Genomic DNA, 20,263 nt, shown 5'->3' with positions numbered 1-20,263 from the left:
GCTCCTGGCGTCGGCTCTGCCGGCCATTGCCGGGCCCAAGCCGCTTGCTCACATGGTGGACGGGCGCTGCCGGGCCGGGGCGGCCCAGCACCCGTTCAAGCCGACGCTGGCGATCTCCAAGCGCAATCTGGCCGAGACCAACCGGCTCACCATCGTCGCGCTCGGCTCCTCGACCACGGCCGGGACCGGAGCCAGCGACGCCGACCGCAGCTATCCCGCCGTGCTCGAAGCCGAATTGCGCCGGCGCCTGCCCGGGCGCGAGGTCAAGGTGCTCAATCTCGGGGTCGGCGGCCAGTCCGCCTACGAGATGTATCTGCGGCTCGAGGCCGAGGTCATCCCGGAGAAGCCGTCTTTGGTGATCTGGCAGACGGCGGTGAATGACGCCATCCGCGACATTGGCGAGGAGAAGCTCGCCAAGATCCTGCGCAAGGGAGCCCACAAGCTGCAGGAAGCCGGGATCGATCTCGTGCTGATGGATATGCCCTGGCTGCCGCGCGAGGGCCGCTATCCGAAATATGACGACTACCGGGCCGTGCTGGCGAAGACGGCGAGCGAGAACGGCGTGCCGGTCTTCCCGCGCTACGCGATGATGAAGAACTGGTCGGGCTCGAAGCAGTTCAGCGAGGAGGAGATCGTCGGCATGGACGGGCTCCAGGTGGTCGAGGCCGGCTATCGCTGCCTCGCCATCCGCCTTGCCGACGGTATCGTCGCCGAGCTCGGCGAAGGCCGCGAGCCGGGCAAGCCGACGAATTGAGGGCCTTCAGCGCGCGATCACCTCGATGTCGCGATCGCGGCCGGCCTCGACCTTGAAGTCGCGCGAGAAGACCTGGCCCTCCTGCCGGGCGATCAGGACATAGTCGCCCTCGGCCAGGATCACCTGCGGGAAGGCGCCGATCGCCTCGCGGATGACGTCGCCGCCCGGTGTGAGTACGCTGAAGGCCGTGCCGGCGAAGGCCTCGCCGCCGGGGCCGGCGACCAGCTTCAAGGTGACCTGCGCGGCGCGGTGATGCAGCGTCGCCTGCGTGACCTGACCGGACTCGACCCGGACGTCGGAACGCTGGATCGCGTTCGAATCGCCGTAGGTCGAGACGATGTGATAGGTGCCCTCGGGCAGGCGGATCAGCTCGCCTGACTTGACGTTCGACGCCACCAGGCGGCCTTCCGAATTGCCCTGCAGCGGCACGAACACCGAGAAGTTCAGCAGGTTGGGCGCGATCGGCGTCTCGCCGATCGAGCCGGCGAGCGAGAGCCCGCCAGCGCTGATGCTGAGCCGATCGGTCAGGCCCTGGGCGCCGAGCGTGACGCGCTTGGTCGCGCTCGCAAAACCATAGGCGGCGTGAAGCAGATAGACGCCCGGATCGAGCGGGAAGCTGGGCTCGGCGTTGTTCGAGCGGGCGATGATCTTGGGCGGCGAGCCGTCTGCGGATTCGCTCAGCACGCGCCAGACAAGCCCGGAGCGGACCGGCTTGCGGTTGCCGGAGAACTGGGCGCTGAGGCTGAGCATCGCCTGGCCGGGGCGGACGGCGGGAGCAATATCCGGTGGTGGCGAGCCGGGCGTCGTGGCCGAGGGCGTTGCCCCCGGCGTCTGGGCGAGAGCGGAAGAAGAGGCGAGCGCGGATGTGATCAGCGCAGCCATCGCCGCACGTGCCGCTTTCGCGGAAAGCGCTGCCACCGTCTGGAACTCGTCGCGTTGAAACATGCGCTGTGCCGTCATCGTCCTTGCACCAGGGAAGGAGCAGGTTCGCTTGTCCTCTTCATGGCGAAACCTTAACTGGGGACATCATCCGCTGCAGCCGCGCCATCTTCCGGATCGTTCATGACCGACACGCTCTCCCTGCTCAAGCTCCGTCGCTCGGTGCCACCGCAATTTCTCACTGCTCCGGGGCCGGACGACGCGCAGCTGCGCGAGATCCTGACCCTCGCGGCTCGTGTGCCTGACCATGGCAAGCTCGCGCCCTGGCGCTTCATCGTCTTCTCCGGACTCGCCAAGGAGAAGGCGGCGGGAATCGTCGCGGATGTCTTCAAGGAGCGCAATCCGCAGGCTGACGAGGACAAGGTCGCGTTCGAGCGCAAGCGCCTGCTGCACGCTCCCGTGGTGATCGCCGTGGTCTCGCGCGCCCGCAAGCACGAGAAGATTCCGGAATGGGAGCAGGAGCTCTCGGCCGGCGCGGTCTGCATGAACATGCTGATCGCCGCCGAGGCGCTCGGCTTCAACGGCTCCTGGCTGACCAACTGGTTCGCCTTCGACCGCAAGGTTCTCGACGCCTTCGGGCTCGAGCCGGACGAGCGCATCGCCGGCTTCGTCCATCTCGGCAAGGCCGATGGCCGCCCGGCCGATCGCGAGCGGCCGGACCTTGCCGCCATCGTCAGCCGGTTCGAGGCGTGAGCGCGATGTACTACACCGATGAGGGGCGCGATCTCGACTTCCGGCACGACCCGTTCAAGGCGATCGTGACGCCGCGGCCGATCGGCTGGATCAGCGCGGTGAATGCCAAGGGCGAGGTCAATCTCTCGCCTTACAGCTTCTTCAACGCGATCTCGTCGCGGCCGAACATCGTGATGTTCTCCTCGGAGAACAAGAAGGATGCGGTCGCCTTCATCGAGGAGACCGGCGAGTTCACCTGCAGCCTGGTGAGCAAGGCGCTCGACCAGCAGATGAACCTGACTTCGGCGCCCCTGCCGCGCGGGGAGAGCGAATACGCCCATGCCGGGCTGGAGATGGCGCCGTCGCGGATCGTCAAGCCGCCGCGGGTGGCGGCGAGCCCCGCCGCGCTCGAATGCAAGCTGCTCTCGATCCAGCAGCTCAAGGATATCGACGGCAACGATGTGCCGCGCTGGATGGTGCTCGGCCAGGTCGTCGCGACCTATATCGGCGAGGCCTTCGTCCATGACGGCCGCTTCGACACGGCCAAGGCCAACCCGATCGCACGCTGCGGCTACAACGACTACGCCGAGGTCAGCGAGTTGTTCTCGATCGTCCGGCCGGCCGGAGGCTGAGCGCCATGGTCCGGCCCCAGGACCAGGAGCCGGACGAGCAATGGCGCATGACCGTGAACCTGCTCGCGATCATTGCGGTACTGTTGATGATCGGGGCAGGGTTCTGGCTGCTGCGCGAGCTCGACGCCGCGAAGAAGGCGCAGGAGTGCCTGGCGAGCGCGGCGCGGCATCAGTGCCGGCAGATCAGGTGAAGACGAGCTGTTCCTGAAACAGGACGGCATTGGCAGCAGGAATCCGGAAAACCCGAATCAGTCGAATCGGTTGGCGCCTTCGGTTAAGCTGGCGTGTCAGCGAGCGCCCTGGGCCGATGCAGCACGGGGCCACCGAGACGTCGCGCGGCATCGGCGATCAACCGGCCGAGCTCGAGGGCGCAGGGTGTCTTGCCACCGGCGGACCAGATCAGCGCGAATTCGAGATCAGGCAGCGGCGGCAGGCCATAACTCGGCGGGAGAACCTTCATCCCCGGTTCGATCTCGTCATGGGCGATGATGGAGGCGCCGAGTCCTGCCAGCATCGCCGCCCGCAGCCCGTGCAGATTGGCTGAGGTGAAGCCGATGTGCCATTCGACGCCGGAGCCAGTCAGGGCTTCGATGGCGACCGTACGGCACAGGCAGGGCGGGTTCGACAGGGCCAGCGGCAGCGATGAGCCCGGCGGGATCGCGAAACCCTCGGCCGCGGCCCAGACATATGGCGACCGCCGCAGCACGGTCCCGCCGGGTTCGCCGGCCCGGCGCATCGCCACGGCGAGGTCGAGTTCGCCGCTCTCGATCCTGGCGCTGAAATCCTGGCAGACGCTCACGGAGGCTTCCAGGCGTACAGCCGAGTAGTTGCGGGCGAAGCGGCTCAGCAAATGCGGCAGCTCATCGCCCAGGAAGTTCTCCGGCACGCCGAATCGGACGGAGCCTGCGAGGGCGGAAACCTGGAAGCGCCGGCTCAGCGCTGCATGAGCCTGCAGGATCTGCCTCGCATGGCGCAGGAACTCTTCGCCATCCTCGGTCAGCGCCAGCTTGCGGGTGGTCCGGATGAAGAGTGGCGTGCCGACCTGGTCCTCGAGCCGGCGGATCTGGTGGCTGACTGCCGATTGCGTCAGGTGCAGGCGTTCCGCCGCACGGGTGAACCCGCCGGCCTCGGCGACGGCGACGAGCGCACGCAACAGTTCGGGAGCAAAATCCATGATGAAGATTTATTATCATGCCTACTGAAATCTGCGAAATTAAATCATTTCTATCATGCAAAGGCTGCCCCTAGACGAGTGCCTTCCTCGATCCCGAGCGATGCGGATCGGTCCCGAAAGGTGCTCGTCATGGCGATCTCTCCTTCCACGCGAAATGCCTTAGCCCTGGCCGGCGCCTGCCTGGCGACCCTGATGTTCGGCCTCGAGATCTCCAGCGTGCCGGTCATCCTGCCGACGCTGGAAGCGGTGCTGCCCGCCGATTTCAAGGCGCTGCAATGGATCATGAATGCCTACACGATCGCCTGCACGGCGGTGCTGATGGCGACGGGCACGCTCGCCGACCGCTATGGCCGCAAGCGTCTCTTCATCGCCACGACCGCAGCCTTCGGCGTGACGTCGCTGATCTGCGGACTGGCGCCTAGCGCCGCGATCCTGATCGCCGGCCGGTTCCTGCAGGGCATGGCCGGCGGCGCCATGCTCACCTGCGCCGTCGCCATTATCTCGCACCAGTTTCCGGACGGGCGCGAGCGAGGCAGGGCCTTCACCATCTGGGGTGTCGTCACCGGCGTCGGACTCGGCTTCGGCCCGGTGATCGGCGGCGTGATCGCGAGCCTGGCCGGCTGGCAGTGGGTCTTCCTGATCCATGTTCCGCTGACCGTCCTGGCACTGGCACCCGCTGCGATCGGCATCCGCGAATCGCGCGATCCGCAGGCCAAGACGCTCGATGTCGCCGGCATCGTCACACTGACCCTGGCGGTCTTCGGCTTCTCCTATGTCATCACGCAGGGCGCCGAACTGGGTACAGCTACGGCGCTCGGCCTCGCCGGCCTGGCTCTTGCCAGCTTCCTCGCCTTCCTGGTGGTGGAGCGGCGCGCGGCGCAGCCGATGTTCGACTTCTCGGTGTTCCGGATCCGCCGCTTCAGCGGCGCGATCATCGGCTGCATCGGCATGAATTTCAGCTACTGGCCGTTCATCATCTATCTGCCGATCTATTTCCAGAGCGGGCTCGGCCTCGGGAGCGAGGCCGCCGGGCTCCTGCTGCTGGCCTACACCGTGCCCTTCATGCTGATGCCGCCCGTGTCCGACCATCTGCTGCGGCGCCATGGCCCGCAGGTCGTCATTCCGCTCGGGATGCTCACGATAGGCGCCGGTTTCATCGCGATGTGGTTCGGCAGGGGCCTTGCCGAGGCGAGCTGGGTGTCGCTGCTGCCCGGAGCTCTGCTTGCCGGAATCGGTCTCGGCCTCACCAATCCGGCCGTGACCAATACGACCACCGGCTCGGTTCCGAGCGACCGCTCGGGCATGGCGTCCGGTATCGACATCAGCGCCCGGCTGATCGCGCTCGCGATCAACATCGCGGTGATGGGGCTGATCCTGGTCGAGGGGATCAGGCGCTCGCTGCCGGATGCCGTTGCGACCGCGTTCGATCGCTCGCAACTGCAGGCGCTGGCCTCGTCGATCGCCGCCGGCAATCTCGGCTCGCTGCGGGATGCCTATCCGGTCCTGGCGCTGCACGACCCCTCGGGTACCGGAGTGCATGCGGCGCTGGTGCAGGGCTTCGGCTGGGTGATGCTTTATGGCGGCATCGGCGCCGGTGTCCTGGCCGCGATCAGCGTCCTGATCTTCGGTGGCATCAGGCGCCCGGCGCAGACCGGCGCAGCGATCGCCTGCGCCGAGTCCGATGCCTGAGGCCGTGGTCAGCCCAGCTTCTGCGCGCGCGCCTTCAACCGGCGGGCGCGCATCAGATGCGGCCGGTCGAGCATCTCGCCGTCGAGCCCGACGACGCCGAGGCCGGGGTTCTCGTCGAAGAGCTTGATGATCGCCTCGGCCCGGGCCAGCGATTCGGGCGAGGGCGAGAAGACCTCGTTGATGACGGGAACCTGCGCCGGGTGGATCGCCATCTTGCCGGTGAAGCCATCGCGGCGGGCGGCGACGCATTCGGCGCGCAGGGCCACCTCGTCGCGGAAGGCGGTGAAGACGGTGTCGATCGCATCGACCTGCGCCGCCGAAGCCGCAAAGAGCAGGAGCGAGCGCGCGATCCGGTAGGGGTCGGCATAGCTGCCGTTCTCAAGCCGGTTGGTCTCGGCGCCGAGATCGGCCGAGAGATCCTCGGCGCCCCAGGTCAGGCCGGAGAGCCGGTGGCTGGCGCCGGCATAGCTGCCGAGGCCGAAGATGCCCTTGCCGGTCTCGGTGGCGATGGCGATGATCTTGGTGGCGCCGTCGGGCAGGTCGTATTCGGCTTCGCGCACCGCGATATGGGCGGCGAGATGGCTGAGGTCGGGGCCGCCCTCGGATTTGGGCAACATGATCGCGTCGGGGCTGCCCTGCATGATCACGTCGAGATCGGCCTCGGTCATGCCGGTCGTCAGCGCGTTGACGCGCACGATCAGGCGCGGGCGCTTGGCCCGGGCGTTCGCCTCCTTGAGGAAGTCGCGGGCGAGCTCGCGCGCTGCAGGCTTGGAATCGAGCGCGACGGAATCCTCTAGATCGAGGATCAGCGCATCGGCGCCGCTCTCCAGGCCCTTCTGCAGCTTCTTCGGGTTGTCGCCGGGGACGAAGAGAAGCGAGCGCATCAGGCCTGTCCTCCAACCGGGCGCTTCTTCATGAAGGCCTGGCGCCGGCACTGCGCCACCAGCGTGCCGTCCTGCTTGTAGGCACGGTGGTGGAAGTCGACGATGCCGGCGTCCGGCCGCGACTTCGATTCGCGCTTGGCGACGATCTCGGTGACGCAGTTCACCGTGTCGCCCTCGAACAGCGGGGCGGGGAAGGTGACGTCGGTCATGCCGAGATTGCCGATGGTGGTGCCGACCGTGGTGTCGTTGACGGAGATGCCGATCATCAGCCCGAGCGTGAACAGCGAGTTCATCAGCGGCCTGCCCCATTCGGTCTCGGTCGCGCAGAAATGCGCGTCGATGTGCAAGGGCTGCGGATTCAGCGTCATATTGGAGAACAGCATGTTGTCCATCTGCGTGACCGTGCGGGTCAGCCGATGCTCAATCGAGGCGCCGATCTCGAAATCCTCGAAGTAGAGCCCACCCCGCTTATGCCGCGCCGCTTCCGCCATCGTCTTGCTCCTGTGGCATTTTTCCGTTCGGGGCCGGGTCCGGCAAACGGCCGTTTTAACGGTTCGCTTACCATAATCGGTCCAGTCTCTGCGGGTGCGCCGGTCCGCTTGGAACGGCAGCGGCCCGAGTGACCCAATGTTCCTTTTCAGCACGCCGAGCACCCGTGAGACAACGCCCGCGAATCCTGTCGTCAGTGCGATCAAGCAGGGCGCGGACAAGACCGGTGTCGGCTTCGACTATCTCCTGAAGACCGCGCAACGCGAATCCTCGCTGGAGCCGGATGCGAAGGCGCGCACCTCGAGCGCGACCGGCCTGTTCCAGTTCATCGAGCAGACCTGGCTGTCGATGATGCGCCAGGAAGGGCCGAAGCAGGGCATGGCGAATTATGCCGGCGCGATCAGCGAGGACAGCAGCGGCCGTTTGACCGTGTCGGACCCGGCGCTGCGCGAGAAGATCCTGCAGTTGCGGACCGATCCGCAAGTCGCGACCGTAATGGCGGGTGCGCTGACGCAGAAGAATGCCGAGCAGCTCGGTCAGGCGCTCGGGCGCCAGCCGCAGGCCGGCGAGCTCTACATGGCGCATGTGCTGGGTGCGCGCGGCGCCACCGACCTGATCCGCACCGCCGGGAGCGATCCGACTCGCGCCGCCGCTCGCGATTTTCCGGAGGCGGCCGCGGCGAACCGCTCGATCTTCTACGACAAGGCCGGCCGGGCTCGCAGCGCCCAGGAGGTCTACGGATTGCTCGCCGCCAGCCACGCCAACACCCAGGTCGCGGCGACGACCGGCGCCATGCTGGCGCAGGCCAGGCCTACGGGTACTGCTACGACTGCTACCGCTTACGCGTCCGACCCGCCGGTCGCGCCGATCGCTGCCGCGCTGGCGCCGGGGCGGGCGAAAGGGCTGATCGGCCTGTTCTCGACCGAAGGGCCGCGCACGCCGGTCTCGAAGGCCGTTGCCAATCTCTGGACCACGCCGCGCAGTGGTGGCGCGTCGCGCACGACCGACGACGATCCCGCGACCCGCTATTTTCCGCGTGTGGGCGCCACGGCGAGCGAAGGCGAGGCTTCATCCGCCGGCAAGACCGCCAAGACCGAAAGCGCGAGCAACTCGGCGACCATGGCCACAACCGCCGTCAATGCACCGCTGCCACCGTCGCGGCCGCGCGACCTCGCCGCCGCGGATACGCAGACGGCGTCCAGCGAGACGGTTGCCACCCGGCGCCAGCGGCGCGGACCGCTCGATCTCAGCCAGTTCATGAGCCATGGGAGGCGCGGATGATCGTACGTCGCTTCCTGCTCTGGGCCCGCACAGCACCGGCCGAGGCGCGCGCGAAAGGCGCCGCCGCGTTGGCTGGCGCCTATCTGCGCTCGGCGATGTCGCCCGAGGACAGGCGCGAGGCCGAGACGGCGCTGATCGCGCTGGTCGACGACCCCTCGCCATTGGTTCGCCGTGCGTTGGCCGAGGAACTCGCTGCCGCGCCGCAGGCGCCGCGCAATCTGGTGCTCGGCCTGATCGGCGAGCAGAGCGATATCGCAGCCATGCTGCTGGCGCAGTCGCCGGTGCTGACCGAGGCCGATCTGGTCGATGCCGCCGCGATCGGCGACGGCCTCGCCCAGCGTGCGATCGCGCAGCGGCCCTGGCTCTCGCCCGGCGTCTGCGCTGCTTTGGCCGAGATCGGCTGCGAGGAGGCGCTGGTCGTGCTGCTCGCCAATCCGACCGCCGAGATTCCCGATTTCTCGCTGGAGCGCATTTTCGAGCGCGAGGGCGAAGCCGGCGCGGTGCGCGAAGCCATGCTGGCGCGCGACGACCTGCCGCCCGGCTTGCGCCAGGCGATCGCCGCCAAGGTTTCCGATGCGCTCGCCGCCTTCGTCTCCGGCTGCGGCTGGCTGACCGAAGAGCGCAGCGCCCGGCTCGCCCGCGAATCGACCGAGCGGGTTGCGGTCGCGCTCGCCGCCGGTGGCGAGGAAAGCGATGCCCCGGCGATCGTCGACTGCCTGCGCGAGAATGGCCGCCTGACACCCGGCGTGATCCTGCGCTCGCTGCTCAGCGGCGAGCCGGCGCTGGCCGAGGCCGCCTTCGCGGCGCTGTCCGACTTGCCGCTGAAACGCGTGCGGGCATTGCTGTGGGACAAGCGCGGCGCTGGCCTCAAGGCGCTCTATCGCAAGGCGGCGATGCCGGAAGGCCTGCTACCGGCCTTCGCCGCCGCCGTGGAGGCGCTGAAGCAAGCGGGCCCTGGTTTGCACTGCAGGGGCGGTATCGACCGTGACCTTCTGGCGGAGGTGCTGATCGCCTGCGAGGGCCTGGAAGGGCCAGGGGCCAATGCGCTGATGGCCCTGCTGCGCCGGCTCGATGCGGAAGCGGCCCGCGACGAGGCACGGGCGCTGGCGGATTCGCTCGCCGATGATGCGGCCCTGGCATTGCTGGTCGAAGCCGATCCGAACTTCCTGATCGAGCTCGACCTCGGCGACCTGCGCGACGCGGCCTGAACGATCCGGGCAGCAAGGCAGCCGGCTTGACCAGCCGCTGGCATGCTGGTTGCCTGACGGCCGCCGTATCGCCAGGGCTTCACCATCCAGGATCGACGCCCTGCTGCAGAGCCGGATCCGATCAGGTTGTTCCAACCTGATCGGTGAATCCGTCTCTTCCTTTGAGTTTGGAGACCGTTTGCCGATCGGCTTGCGGTGCAAGCTGATCGGAACGGGCTCCAGGGAGCCTGAAATGCCGACACGTCGCGCTTTCATCGCAGGCACGGCTGCCGCCTTAGCGGTCAGCAAACCCAATATCGGCCGCGGGGCCGACAAGAATGTCATCAAATTCGTGCCGCAGGGCGATCTCGCCGTGGTCGATCCGATCTGGACGACGGCGACCGTCACCCGCAACCACGCCTTCCTCGCCTATGACACGTTGTTCGGGCAGGATGAGAGCTACAAGGCGCAGCCGCAAATGGCCGAGGGCGCGCTCGCCGAGGCCGACGGCAAGAGCTGGACGATCAAGCTGCGTGACGGCCTCAAATTCCATGACGGTACGCCGGTGCTGGCGAAGGATTGCGTCGCCAGCCTGAACCGCTGGGCCAAGCGCGATGCCTTCGGTCAGACGCTGATGGGGCAGACCGACGAACTCGCGGCGGTCGACGACAAGACCTTGCGCTTCCGGCTGAAGAAGGCGTTTCCGCTCTTGCCGGATGCGCTCGCCAAGATGACGGCTGCGGTGCCGGTGATCATGCCGGAGCGGCTAGCGAAGACCGAGGCGACGACGCAGGTCACGGAGGTGATCGGCAGCGGGCCGTTCCGCTTCGTCGCAAGCGAGCGCCAGCCCGGTAATCGATCAGTCTATGAGAAATTCGCCGGTTACGTGCCGCGCGGCGACGGCAAGCCGGGCCGCACCGCTGGGCCGAAGATCGTCCATGTCGAGCGGATCGAATGGCACACCCTGCCGGACCCTGCGACCGCCGCGGCTGCGTTGCAGAGCGGCGAGATCGATTGGGTCGAGCAGCCCCTGCCGGACATCCTGCCGCTGCTGGCGAAGGACCCGAAGCTCGAGGTCGCGATCAAGGAGACGACCGGCTCGATCGCGATCATGCGGATGAACCATCTGCATCCGCCCTTCGATAATCCGGCGATCCGTCGCGCCGTACTGATGGCGATCGACCAGGCCGAGTTCATGGAGGCGGTCGGCGGCCCCGACAAGGAGCTATGGCGCACCGGCGTCGGGCTGTTCCCGCCGGGCACGCCGATGGCGAACGATGCCGGGATGGAGGTGCTGAACGGGCCGCGCGACATCGCCAAGGCCAAGCAGGCGCTGGCGGCGGCCGGCTACAAGGGCGAGAAGGTGGTGCTGCTCGGCGTCACCGATCTCGCCAACCTCAAGGCCGAATGCGAGGTCGGCGCCGAGATGCTGAAGCGCATCGGCATGAATGTCGACTACCAGGTGATGGACTGGGGCGCCGTGGTGACGCGCCGGGCCAACAAGGAGCCGCCCGGCAATGGTGGCTGGAACTGCTTCTTCACCGGCTGGAATGGCATCGACATCCTCGATCCGGTCGGCCACATCTCGCTGCGCGGCAATGGCATGGCGGCCTGGCCGGGCTGGCCGACGGCGCCGAAAATCGAAGCGCTGCGCGAGGCCTGGATGGAGGCCGCCGACCTGCCGGCCAAGCAGAAGATCGCGGCCGAGCTGCAGAAGCAGGCCTTCGAGGACGTGCCCTATGCACCGCTCGGCCAGTATTTCCAGCCGACGGCATTCAGCCGCAAGCTGGAGGGTGTGCTGCCGAGCTTCCCGACCTTCTGGAACGTCAAGCGCGTCTAGCCAGCGCAACTCTCGCGAGCAGGCCGCCGAGCAGCAGGCAGCCCGTCCGCAGCCAGGCGGCCAGCGCCTGGCGGCCGAGTTCCGGCATGGGCTGGGCCGCTGGCGGCGGCAGGCCGATCGCGCGCAAGGCGTGGTCGGCAAGGAGCGCGAGCACAAGGACGAGGGCGAAGCCGGTGAGCGCCGCCACGAGGCCGCCCAGCCGGGGCAGGGCCGGCAGTATGGCTGTGACTGGGGTGGCGGGCGGGCGCATCGTCTGGTCCTCGGCGGTTGTGCTTCGAGGACGGACGAGGATCGGCCTTGCCGACACCGCATCGAAAAATTTTCGAAGCGCCGGGTCCGCAGGGCAGCTAGGCGCGTTTCGACATGGACAAAGCCGGTGAATTGGCCAATGTCCTGTTATCGCCACGCTTTCCTGCGAAAAATCTCCCCATCATGACCATTCACGATCCCGCCGTTCCCGCGCTCTCCGTCTGGGTTGCGCTGGAGAGCCCCACCCATCACGTGCCCGGCGTCAACGGCATGATGGACCTCGTCGCCAGGGAGGTCGAAGGCCTGCCGATCGCCGTCGAGCGCATCCCCGGCCGCAATGGCCTCGGCGACAACCTGATCCTGCGGGCCGGCGTCCGGAACGGCGAGAAGGCCGTGGCGCTGATGTCGCATCTCGACACGGTACACCCAGTCGGCACCAGCGCCCAGGACCTGCCTGTCCGGGTCGAGAGCGACCGGCTCTACGGCCCTGGCGTCTACGACATGAAGGGCGGCGCCTGGCTGGCCCTGCAGGCCTTCAAGGACGCGGCCAGGTCCGGCACTGTGCAGCGGCCGTTGGTCTTCCTGTTCACCCCGGACGAGGAGATCGGTTCGCCGACCTCGCGCGACCTGATCGAGGCGGTCGGCCGCGAGGCGATGGCGGTGCTGGTGACCGAGCCGGCGCGCGAGGGCGGCAAGATCGTCACGGCGCGCAAGGGCGTCGGCCGCTTCGAGGTCAAGCTGGAAGGGCGGCCGGCGCATTCCGGCTCGCGCCATGCTGATGGCCGCAACGCCATCCGCGAGGCGGCCCACCAGATCCTCGCGATCGAGGGCATGACCGACTATGCGCGCGGCATCACCACGACGGTCGCGCTGGTCGGCGGCGGCACCGCTGCGAACGTCATCCCGCAGCATGCCTGGTTCAGTGTCGATTGCCGTGTCACCACCGTGGCCGACGGCAAAGTCATGGAAGAGCGCATCCTCGACCTGAAGGCGCATGACCCGGATGTGAAGCTCTCGATCACAGGCGGCATGAACCGGCCGCCCTATGAGAAGTCGGCGGAGGTCGCGGCGCTCTACGAACAGGCGCGGGCGGTTGCGGCCAAGGTCGGCTTCGACCTGCAGGATTGCCCGATGACCGGCGGCGGCTCCGACGGCAATTTCACTGCGGCGCTCGGCATCCCGACGCTGGACGGGCTCGGCATCGACGGCGATGGCGCCCACACCTTGCAGGAATACGCGCTGATCTCCTCGATCGCGCCGCGCCGGGCGCTGATCAAGGGGCTGCTCGAGGCGCTGTGACCCCCTTCGTCATGGTCGGGCTTGTCCCGACCATCTACGTCTTCATCCGTCGAGGGCAGTGTTCAAGGCGTGGATGCTCGCCACGAGGGCGAGCATGACGGAGTGCAACCCCCTTCCGTTAGCCGGGCAAATCCGCTCTGATCCTCCTCAAGGCCGAGAACCCGGCTGGAGCGGAGGAGTGCGGCATGAAGGGCTGGATCGCGGGTGCGCTCGCTGTTGCAGGCATGATGGTGACGGGAATGGCTGACGCGCAGGAGCTTCTGGTCGAGAAGAAGGTCTTCGAGCTGCCGAGCTACACCACGCAAGGCGGGCGGACGCTGAAGAACGTCAAGGTCGGCTGGGAAAGCTACGGCACGCTCAACGCCGACAAATCCAACGCGATCCTGATCTGCCATTTCTTCTCGGCCAATTCGCACGCCGCCGGGAAATATGCCGCCGCCGATGCCGCTCCCGGCTATTGGGACGCGATCATCGGTCCCGGCAAGGCGATCGACACCAACAAGTATTTCGTCCTGTCCTCCGACACGCTGGTGAACCTCAACACCGGCGACCCGAAGACCACGACCACCGGCCCGGCCTCGATCGATCCGGACACCAACAAGCCCTACGCGCTCGATTTCCCGGTCGTGACCATCGGCGATTTCGTCAATGTCCAGAAGGCTCTGGTCGAGAGTCTTGGCATCAAGAAGCTCGTCATGGTCGCCGGCCCGTCGATGGGGGCGCTGCAGACTTACGAATGGGCGGCGAGCTATCCCGAGATGGTCGGCAAGGCGATGGCGGTGATTGGCGCGGCCGAGGCCGACGCCCAGCTGATCGCCTGGCTCGATGTCTGGGCGGCGCCGATCCTGGTCGACCCGAACTGGAACAAGGGCGACTATTACGGCAAGACGCCGCCCAATGCCGGCCTCGCCAAGGCGCTGACGGTGGTGACGCTGCAGGCCAATCATGGCGACTGGACCAACGGCACCTTCGGCCGCCGCCCGGCCAAGGAGGGCGAGGACCCCGCCAAGGCGCTCGGCAACAAGTTCCAGGTCCAGAGCATTCTGGACAATGCCGGCGAGGCGCGCGCCAAGGTCTCTGACGCCAATCATTTCCTCTATCTGGTCAAGGCCAACCAGCTCTATGCCGCCGGCGGCAAGTCGCTCGCCGATGCGATGAGCAGGATCAAGGCGCCGCTGCTGATCGTCAGCCAGCCCAAGGATCTCGTCTTCCCCGACGAGATGATCCAGCGCACCGTCGCCGAGGCGAAGAAGGCCGGGCGCGATGTCAGCCACGTCACTATCCAGGGCACGCGCGGCCATCTCGACGGGGTGATCTCGATGAAGCAGGCCGAAGCGACGGTGAAGGCCTTCCTGGAGAGGTGAGGCTTTGACTGGTCCTATCGTCACGCTGCGGGACATCACGGCCGAGACCGTGCGGACCATCTGCGATCTGGAGCCGTATGAGGCGCAAAGCGGCTTCGTCGCACCCAATGCGGTGTCGATCGCGCAGGCCCATTTCAATCCGGCGGCGGCGTTTCGCGCCATCTATGCCGACGAGGAGCCGGTCGGCTTCATCATGTGGCGGCCTTGGGATGACAGCGCGAGCTGTTTCCTCTGGCGTTTCATGGTCGATGGGCGCCACCAGGGCAAAGGCTATGGGCGCGAGGCGATCGCGCTCTGGCTGGAGAGCCTCCAGGCGCAAGGATACAGGTTCGCGCGGCTAAGCTATCTGCCGGGTGATCGCGGGCCGCACGGCTTCTATCTGGCGCAGGGCTTCCGAGACACGGGCGAGACCCGTGCCAATGGCGAAAGGCTGATGGAACTGGTGCTGTAGAGGCGCTTAGGCCGGCAGAGGCTGTGTCGGCGCCTCGACGATGGTTTCGACGAGGCGCTCGAATGGAAGCTCATGCTTCTGTGCGTAGTGCTCTGCCATGTCGGCGAGATAGGAACGCCGGCCGAGCTTGGTTCGCAGTTCTGCATAGGGGCTCGCGGTATCGATGGCCCGGAGCGCGGGGCGTCCCAGCTTCTCGTCGATGACGGTGATGGCGTCGGCCGCCTTGAGCGAGTCGGCGAGCCGCGAATCCGCGACGATGCCGGTGCGATGGTCATGGGCGGCGATCGCCTGCTGCGCTTCGAGCGGGATGCGGTCGCCGAGCCATTCCACCGCCATCGGACCGTGCCGGCTCCAGTCGCCCTGAATCGCGAAGAAATCGAGATCATGGCAGAGGCCGACCACCTCCCAGAGCTCAACCGGCTCCGACAGCGCCTCGGCGAGCTTGCGCATGACATGGGCGACGACGCGCGAATGATTGGCGCGCGGCGCATCGCCGAGATGCTGCGCGACCAGTTCCTCTGCTTCGGCAATGCTCAGCATCCGAATTCCAGCGCAGTCTCGGGGCCATCTATGCCGATCATAACGCAAATCCAGGCCTATCCGGCAAAGCGCTCGCGATAGGCCTGCGGGCTCGCGCCGAGCCGGCGCAGGAAAGCACGCCGCAAAGTCTCCTCGGAGCCGAAGCCGCAGCGGCGGCCGGCCTGGGCAACGGAGAGACCCTGTTCGAGCAGGCGGCGCGCCGTCTCGATCCTGATCTCCTCGACGGCGCGGGCCGGCGTGCGGCCGGTCGCCTGGCGATAATGCCGGGCGAAGCTGCGCAGGCTCATCTTCGCCTCTCCGGCCAGCCGCTCCAGCGAGAGGTCGCCGCGCAGGTTCTCGACGATCCAGCCATGCAGGCGGTCGAAGCGCTCGTCCTTCTCCTGCAAGGTCAGCGCGGCGCTGAACTGCGCCTGGCCGCCGGGGCGCTTCAGGAAGACGACGAGCTGGCGGGCGATGGCGAGCGCAGGCTCGCGGCCGAGATCGGCCTCGACCAGAGCGAGCGCGAGGTCGATCCCGGCGGTGACGCCGGCCGAAGTCCAGATCTTGCCGTCGCGGACATAGATCGGATCGGGCTCGAGCCGCACAGCCGGGAACATCGCCCGGAATTCAGCGCAGCGGCCCCAATGCGTCACGGCGCGCTTGCCGTCGAGCAGCCCCGCCGACGCCAGCAGGAAGGCGCCGCTGCAGACCGAGCCGATGCGCTGCGCGGCGTCGGCACGCTGCCGGACCCAGTCGACCAGTGCGGCATCGCGGCAGGCGGCATTGACGCCGTATCCGCCGGCGACGACCAGCGTGTGCAGCGGCGTGCCGGGTTCGGGCAGCGTGGCTGTGCCGAGTTCTAGCCTTGCGCTGGTGACGACGCGGTTTTCGGCCGCGACGACGGCGGTCTCGTAGGGCAGGGGCCGGCCGGCGAGGTGGGCGAGGTCGTTCGCGGTGGCAAAGACCTGCAAGGGCCCGGCGACGTCGAGCAATTGCCCGCCGGGGAACGTGAGGATCTCGATGCGGCGCATGTTTTGGCCTGAAGCGAGGGATGCTTGGCAGTTCGGCCAGAGCTTTGCGCGCTAGGCTCGTCCCGTCAATCAGGAGCCTCGCCCATGTCCCTCAGCTTCGGCATCCTCGTCTTCCCACAGGTCCAGCAGCTCGATCTGACCGGCCCCTATGAGGTCTTCGCTTCGGCGCGGGGCGCGCAGGTGCATCTGATCTGGAAGGACACGGCGCCGCTCAAGGCCGCGACCGGGCTGATGTTGACGCCGACCACGACCTTCGCGGACTGCCCGCCGCTCGACGTGCTCTGCGTGCCGGGCGGCAGCGGGGTCAATCCGCTGCTGCATGACGAGACCGTCCTCGCTTTCCTGCGCGAGCGAGCGGGGCAGGTGCGCTATCTCACCTCGGTCTGTACGGGATCGCTGGTGCTCGGCATGGCCGGTTTGTTGAAGGGCAAGCGCGCCACCAGCCACTGGAACGCGCACGACCTGCTGGCGCGCTTCGGCGCGATCCCCACGGAGGGGCGCGTGGTGCGCGACGGCAACCTGATCACCGCCGGCGGCGTCACCTCCGGCATCGATTTCGGGCTCTCCGTGATTGCCGAGCTGCTCGGCGAGGAGGAGGCGCAGACGATCCAGCTCTCGCTCGAATATGCGCCGCAGCCGCCGTTCCGGGCCGGGACGCCGCAGGAGGCGCCCGCCGCCATCCTGGCTGCGGCAAGGCAGCGCCTTGCCGGCTCGCGCGCGGCGCGCGAAAAGCTGCTGGCGGCGCTGTAGCCGCGTAAGGCGGAGATCGCGAGCATGGCCGACGAGCGCAGCATCCTTCTGTTCTCCTACGGCACGCTGCAGCAGGAGAACGTCCAGCTGTCCTCGTTCGGCCGCCTGCTCGACGGCCATGACGACGCCATGCCGGGCTTTTCGCAGACCATGCTCGAGATCACCGATCCCGAGGTGATCCGTACCAGCGGCAAGCGCTTCCATCCGGTGGTCGCGCCGAGCGAGGATCCGGCCGACAGCGTGACCGGCATGGTCTTTGCCATCTCCGCCGAGGAACTTGCAGCCGCCGACCGTTACGAGGTCGCCGACTACAAGCGTATCAGCGTCAAGCTCGCCTCCGGCAAGGAAGCGTGGGTCTACGTGAAGGCGTAGAGCTGCCGTCGGCTGCGCCGAGAGGCATTTCGCTCTCCGGGGCTTGTCGCAGGGAAGATCGTTCACGAAAGACCAGCAAGTTGAGCATGTTCCCCCGGCGCGAAAATGGTAGCTGTTGCCGGAGAGCGTGCTCAACGGGATTTCAGACTTGATCGCAGCCAGAGGCAGCCGGGCCAGGCCATGGGTCGCGATCATCGCGGCCTATGTGCTCGTGCTGCAGGGGCTGTTCGGCGCGGTTGTCTCCGGACAAAGCCTTGCGCCAGCGCTGCTCGACCGTGCTGCCCATCTGACGCTGTGCGCGCCGGGATCACAGAGCGCCCCGCTGCCGGGCGAGGAACCCGCCCCGCATCTTCCGGCCTGCTGCCTGTTGGGCTGCGCCTGGATCGGAGCAGCCTATGCGCCGCCAGACCGGCCTTCGCTGCCGGAAAGCGCCGAGCCGCGCGCCACAATCGTCCGCTTCGACGATCTGACGGGACGGCCGCTGCCGGGGCGGGAACGGCTCGCCGCTCGCCCGAGAGGACCTCCCGTCCGGGCCTGACGCCAAAGCGGCCTTGAGGCCGCTTCCTGTCGCAATGACCGAATGCTCCGCTGAGCCCGCGCGCCAGCAGCATGTCGGCAGGTCCATCTCGGGGAAGCCACCAATGACCGCTCACGCGGATATCCGCACGCGCGCCGATGCCGGCCGCGCCCTTGCCCTATCGTCCGAATTCAAGGCCTTCATCGCAAGGCTGCATTTCTATGCCGGGCTGTTCGTCGGCCCGTTCATCCTGGTCGCGGCGCTGACCGGCACGCTCTATGTGCTGACGCCGCAGATCGAGAACCTGATCTATCGCGAGCAACTGACGGCAACGACGGCAGGCGAGCCTGCCTCGCTCGCCGCCCAGACCGAGGCTGCGCGAAAACATATCGGCGAGGGGCCGCGCTTCTTCGCCATCCGCCCTGCGCCAGCCGCAGGCCAGACCACGCGCGTGATGTTCGCTCAAGCTGGGCTCGGTGACTCCGAAAGCCGGGCGATCTTCGTCGATCCGGTCTCGCTGGCGATCAAGGGCGACCTCATCGTCTACGGTACCAGCGGCATCCTGCCGTTCCGGACGCAGCTCGATTATCTCCACCGCAACTTGCTGCTGGGCGAGTTCGGCCGCAATTACAGCGAGCTGGCGGCGTCCTGGCTCTGGGCGGTGGTTCTGGGCGGTGTCCTCATGTGGTTCTGGCGGCGCCATCCGCGAGCTGGCGAACGGGCGCGCGCCAACCCGGCACTGCGCGACCGGCGCTGGCATGGGTTGATCGGACTGACGCTTTCGCTAGGCCTCGTCTTCCTGTCGATCACCGGCCTGACCTGGTCGAACCATGCCGGCGACCGGATCGATGCGTTGCGGGCCAATCTCGGCTGGGTGACGCCGTCGGTTTCGCTGAAGCTCGGCGTTGCGCCCGCAGCCGACGAGCACGCCCATCATGGCGATCATGGCCCGGCCGTGGGGACCGCGGCTCCCGGCAGCGTCCAGCAGCTCGATGGGGTTCTTTCCGCCGCCAAGGCTGCTGGAATCGATTCTCCGCATGTCGAGATGCGCCCGCCTCGGGCTGAGGGGCAGGCCTGGCTGGTCCGGGAGTACGACCGGAGCTGGCCGACGCAGGTCGACACGGTCGCGCTCGATCCTCGTGACCTCTCCGTCGTCAGCCGGGCCGACTTCGAGACCTTTCCGCTGATCGCCAAACTGATCCGCTGGGGCATCGACGCCCATATGGGCATTCTGTTCGGCTGGCCGAACCAGCTCGTGATGGCCGGGCTCGGCCTCGCGCTGATCGTGACGACGCTGCTCGGCTACCGGATCTGGTGGCGGCAGCGGCCGGCGCCGGGATCGCTGCCTCGTACGGTTGTCCAGTCCTGGCTGCGGCTTGGCTGGGCGGGCAGGGCGGTGGTGGCTGTCGTTGCTGCGGGGATAGGCTGGGCGCTGCCGCTGGTCGGCATCAGCCTCGCGGCCTTCCTGTTGGTCGATCTGGCCCGCTGGCGACTTGCGCGAGCAGCCTAGCCTTGCATTCGATCCGGGGCGGCTCAGCCGCTCCGGATCACGGCCCGCACACCGTCGATCACGAACTGCACTGCCAGCGCGGCGAGGATGACGCCGAGAAGTCGGGTCAGCACGACATTGCCGGTGACCCCGAGCAGGCGCGCGATCGGCACCGCCATCAGGAAGACGACGAGGCAGGAGAGGATCACCAGCCCGCAGATCACGGCGAGCGAGGACAGCATCAGGATATCGCCATTGGCGCGGCCGGCGAGCAGCATCACCGCGGTCAGGGCGCCGGGGCCGGCCATCAGCGGGATTGCCAGCGGAAAGGCGGCGACGTTGCGGATATGATCCTTGGTGATGGCGGTGTCGGCCGTCGCCTGCTTGCGGTCGTTGCGGCGCTCGAACACCATCTCGAACGAGATCCAGAACAGCAGGAAGCCGCCAGCGATACGGAAGGCGGGCAGCGAGACGCCGAGCGCCTTCAGCACGACGTCGCCGGCGAGGCCGAAGAAGGCCATGATGCAGAAGGCGATGATGCAGGCGCGGACCGCGACCTGCCGCCGTTCGCTCGCCGACATGCCGCGCGTCAGCGACAGGAAGATCGGCGCCAGACCCGGCGGATCGAGTGTCACCAGCAGCGTGACGAGGGTGGACGTCAGGAAATCCAGTGTCATGTGA

The 20,263-nt window shown here is 67.6% G+C and carries 23 protein-coding genes; 15 read left to right on the top strand and 8 right to left on the bottom strand.

The window, feature by feature from the left end; translation table 11 throughout:
• Nucleotides 1-52: 52 nt before the first annotated feature.
• Nucleotides 53-754, top strand: a complete 702-nt coding sequence (locus VGV58_RS00910) for an SGNH/GDSL hydrolase family protein (RefSeq protein WP_326872080.1) — start codon at nucleotides 53-55, stop codon at nucleotides 752-754.
• A gap of 6 nt (nucleotides 755-760) precedes the next feature.
• Here VGV58_RS00910 and VGV58_RS00905 read toward each other — a convergent pair whose 3' ends face one another.
• Nucleotides 761-1,699 carry a hypothetical protein gene (locus tag VGV58_RS00905; protein ID WP_326872079.1) on the bottom strand — a complete coding sequence of 313 codons (939 nt, stop codon included), beginning with the start codon at nucleotides 1,697-1,699 and terminating at the stop codon, nucleotides 761-763.
• A 117-nt stretch (nucleotides 1,700-1,816) separates the two neighbouring features.
• Between VGV58_RS00905 and VGV58_RS00900 the strand changes: the two genes are divergently transcribed.
• Genes VGV58_RS00900 through VGV58_RS00890 form a run of 3 tightly spaced genes read left to right on the top strand, consistent with a single transcriptional unit; the run spans nucleotide 1,817 to nucleotide 3,188 of the window.
• Complete coding sequence (locus VGV58_RS00900; RefSeq protein WP_326872078.1) at nucleotides 1,817-2,386, top strand: nitroreductase family protein; 570 nt, start codon at nucleotides 1,817-1,819, stop codon at nucleotides 2,384-2,386.
• 5 nt (nucleotides 2,387-2,391) lie between these two features.
• Nucleotides 2,392-2,997 carry a flavin reductase family protein gene (locus tag VGV58_RS00895; RefSeq protein ID WP_326872077.1) on the top strand — a complete coding sequence of 202 codons (606 nt, stop codon included), beginning with the start codon at nucleotides 2,392-2,394 and terminating at the stop codon, nucleotides 2,995-2,997.
• A gap of 5 nt (nucleotides 2,998-3,002) precedes the next feature.
• Nucleotides 3,003-3,188, top strand: coding sequence for a hypothetical protein (locus VGV58_RS00890; protein ID WP_326872076.1), 186 nt, complete (start codon nucleotides 3,003-3,005; stop codon nucleotides 3,186-3,188).
• An 83-nt stretch (nucleotides 3,189-3,271) separates the two neighbouring features.
• Here the strand turns inward: VGV58_RS00890 and VGV58_RS00885 are convergent, their stop codons facing one another.
• Nucleotides 3,272-4,171: a LysR family transcriptional regulator gene (locus VGV58_RS00885; protein ID WP_326872075.1), complete on the bottom strand. Its 900-nt coding sequence runs from the start codon at nucleotides 4,169-4,171 to the stop codon at nucleotides 3,272-3,274.
• Between the two features lie 129 nt (nucleotides 4,172-4,300).
• Here VGV58_RS00885 and VGV58_RS00880 point away from each other — a divergent pair, with 129 nt between their 5' ends.
• Nucleotides 4,301-5,860: an MFS transporter gene (locus tag VGV58_RS00880; protein WP_326872074.1), complete on the top strand. Its 1,560-nt coding sequence runs from the start codon at nucleotides 4,301-4,303 to the stop codon at nucleotides 5,858-5,860.
• 8 nt (nucleotides 5,861-5,868) lie between these two features.
• Here the strand turns inward: VGV58_RS00880 and VGV58_RS00875 are convergent, their stop codons facing one another.
• Both VGV58_RS00875 and VGV58_RS00870 read right to left on the bottom strand, forming a co-directional pair.
• On the bottom strand, nucleotides 5,869-6,744 hold the full coding sequence (locus VGV58_RS00875; protein ID WP_326872073.1) for an HpcH/HpaI aldolase/citrate lyase family protein: 876 nt from the start codon (nucleotides 6,742-6,744) through the stop codon (nucleotides 5,869-5,871).
• On the bottom strand, nucleotides 6,744-7,235 hold the full coding sequence (locus VGV58_RS00870; protein WP_326872072.1) for a MaoC family dehydratase: 492 nt from the start codon (nucleotides 7,233-7,235) through the stop codon (nucleotides 6,744-6,746). Before VGV58_RS00870 ends, VGV58_RS00875 begins: the two co-directional genes overlap by 1 nt.
• A 136-nt stretch (nucleotides 7,236-7,371) precedes the next feature.
• On the opposite strand from VGV58_RS00870, the gene VGV58_RS00865 reads away from it, so the two are divergent.
• From VGV58_RS00865 to VGV58_RS00855, 3 genes are all read left to right on the top strand, one after another.
• Nucleotides 7,372-8,514: a transglycosylase SLT domain-containing protein gene (locus VGV58_RS00865; protein WP_326872071.1), complete on the top strand. Its 1,143-nt coding sequence runs from the start codon at nucleotides 7,372-7,374 to the stop codon at nucleotides 8,512-8,514.
• Nucleotides 8,511-9,722: a DUF2336 domain-containing protein gene (locus VGV58_RS00860; RefSeq protein ID WP_326872070.1), complete on the top strand. Its 1,212-nt coding sequence runs from the start codon at nucleotides 8,511-8,513 to the stop codon at nucleotides 9,720-9,722. The genes VGV58_RS00865 and VGV58_RS00860 overlap by 4 nt, the downstream gene beginning before the upstream one ends.
• Before the next feature lie 232 nt (nucleotides 9,723-9,954).
• Nucleotides 9,955-11,541 carry an ABC transporter substrate-binding protein gene (locus VGV58_RS00855; protein ID WP_326872069.1) on the top strand — a complete coding sequence of 529 codons (1,587 nt, stop codon included), beginning with the start codon at nucleotides 9,955-9,957 and terminating at the stop codon, nucleotides 11,539-11,541.
• Here the strand turns inward: VGV58_RS00855 and VGV58_RS00850 are convergent.
• The gene (locus VGV58_RS00850; protein WP_326872068.1) at nucleotides 11,528-11,728 is read right to left on the bottom strand and encodes a hypothetical protein; all 201 of its coding nucleotides are present in this window, start codon (nucleotides 11,726-11,728) and stop codon (nucleotides 11,528-11,530) included. The two genes, VGV58_RS00855 and VGV58_RS00850, sit on opposite strands and share 14 nt — an antisense overlap.
• Nucleotides 11,729-11,973: 245 nt before the next feature.
• On the opposite strand from VGV58_RS00850, the gene VGV58_RS00845 reads away from it, so the two are divergent.
• The 3 genes from VGV58_RS00845 to VGV58_RS00835 all read left to right on the top strand — a co-directional run bounded on the left by VGV58_RS00845 (nucleotide 11,974) and on the right by VGV58_RS00835 (nucleotide 14,904).
• A complete protein-coding gene (locus VGV58_RS00845) occupies nucleotides 11,974-13,089 on the top strand; it encodes a M20 family metallopeptidase (protein ID WP_326872067.1) in 1,116 nt (371 codons plus the stop codon).
• Between the two features lie 185 nt (nucleotides 13,090-13,274).
• Nucleotides 13,275-14,453, top strand: a complete 1,179-nt coding sequence (locus VGV58_RS00840; RefSeq protein ID WP_326872066.1) for an E22 family MetX-like putative esterase — start codon at nucleotides 13,275-13,277, stop codon at nucleotides 14,451-14,453.
• A gap of 4 nt (nucleotides 14,454-14,457) precedes the next feature.
• Nucleotides 14,458-14,904: a GNAT family N-acetyltransferase gene (locus tag VGV58_RS00835; RefSeq protein ID WP_326872065.1), complete on the top strand. Its 447-nt coding sequence runs from the start codon at nucleotides 14,458-14,460 to the stop codon at nucleotides 14,902-14,904.
• 6 nt (nucleotides 14,905-14,910) lie between these two features.
• On the opposite strand, the gene VGV58_RS00830 is transcribed toward VGV58_RS00835, so the two are convergent.
• Together VGV58_RS00830 and VGV58_RS00825 are read right to left on the bottom strand one after the other, a co-directional pair.
• Complete coding sequence (locus VGV58_RS00830) at nucleotides 14,911-15,444, bottom strand: HD domain-containing protein (protein WP_326872064.1); 534 nt, start codon at nucleotides 15,442-15,444, stop codon at nucleotides 14,911-14,913.
• A gap of 56 nt (nucleotides 15,445-15,500) precedes the next feature.
• The gene (locus VGV58_RS00825) at nucleotides 15,501-16,454 is read right to left on the bottom strand and encodes a GlxA family transcriptional regulator (RefSeq protein WP_326872063.1); all 954 of its coding nucleotides are present in this window, start codon (nucleotides 16,452-16,454) and stop codon (nucleotides 15,501-15,503) included.
• 84 nt (nucleotides 16,455-16,538) lie between these two features.
• Here VGV58_RS00825 and VGV58_RS00820 point away from each other — a divergent pair, with 84 nt between their 5' ends.
• The 4 genes from VGV58_RS00820 (at nucleotide 16,539) to VGV58_RS00805 (ending at nucleotide 19,603) form a co-directional block, all read left to right on the top strand.
• The gene (locus VGV58_RS00820) at nucleotides 16,539-17,204 is read left to right on the top strand and encodes a DJ-1/PfpI family protein (protein WP_326872062.1); all 666 of its coding nucleotides are present in this window, start codon (nucleotides 16,539-16,541) and stop codon (nucleotides 17,202-17,204) included.
• A gap of 24 nt (nucleotides 17,205-17,228) precedes the next feature.
• Nucleotides 17,229-17,576 (top strand): gamma-glutamylcyclotransferase family protein, encoded by a 348-nt coding sequence (locus tag VGV58_RS00815; RefSeq protein WP_326872061.1) that lies wholly within the window; start codon nucleotides 17,229-17,231, stop codon nucleotides 17,574-17,576.
• A gap of 148 nt (nucleotides 17,577-17,724) precedes the next feature.
• Nucleotides 17,725-18,114, top strand: coding sequence for a hypothetical protein (locus tag VGV58_RS00810; RefSeq protein WP_326872060.1), 390 nt, complete (start codon nucleotides 17,725-17,727; stop codon nucleotides 18,112-18,114).
• Between the two features lie 103 nt (nucleotides 18,115-18,217).
• On the top strand, nucleotides 18,218-19,603 hold the full coding sequence (locus VGV58_RS00805) for a PepSY-associated TM helix domain-containing protein (protein ID WP_326872059.1): 1,386 nt from the start codon (nucleotides 18,218-18,220) through the stop codon (nucleotides 19,601-19,603).
• A 23-nt stretch (nucleotides 19,604-19,626) separates the two neighbouring features.
• On the opposite strand, the gene VGV58_RS00800 is transcribed toward VGV58_RS00805, so the two are convergent.
• Complete coding sequence (locus VGV58_RS00800) at nucleotides 19,627-20,259, bottom strand: MarC family protein (protein ID WP_326872058.1); 633 nt, start codon at nucleotides 20,257-20,259, stop codon at nucleotides 19,627-19,629.
• Between the last annotated feature and the right edge of the window lie 4 nt (nucleotides 20,260-20,263).

This window comes from Allobosea sp., from assembly GCF_035944895.1.
Taxonomy (GTDB): domain Bacteria; phylum Pseudomonadota; class Alphaproteobacteria; order Rhizobiales; family Beijerinckiaceae; genus Allobosea.
Note: the sequence above shows the minus strand (reverse complement) of the source record. Positions and strands in the feature narration are given on the sequence as shown.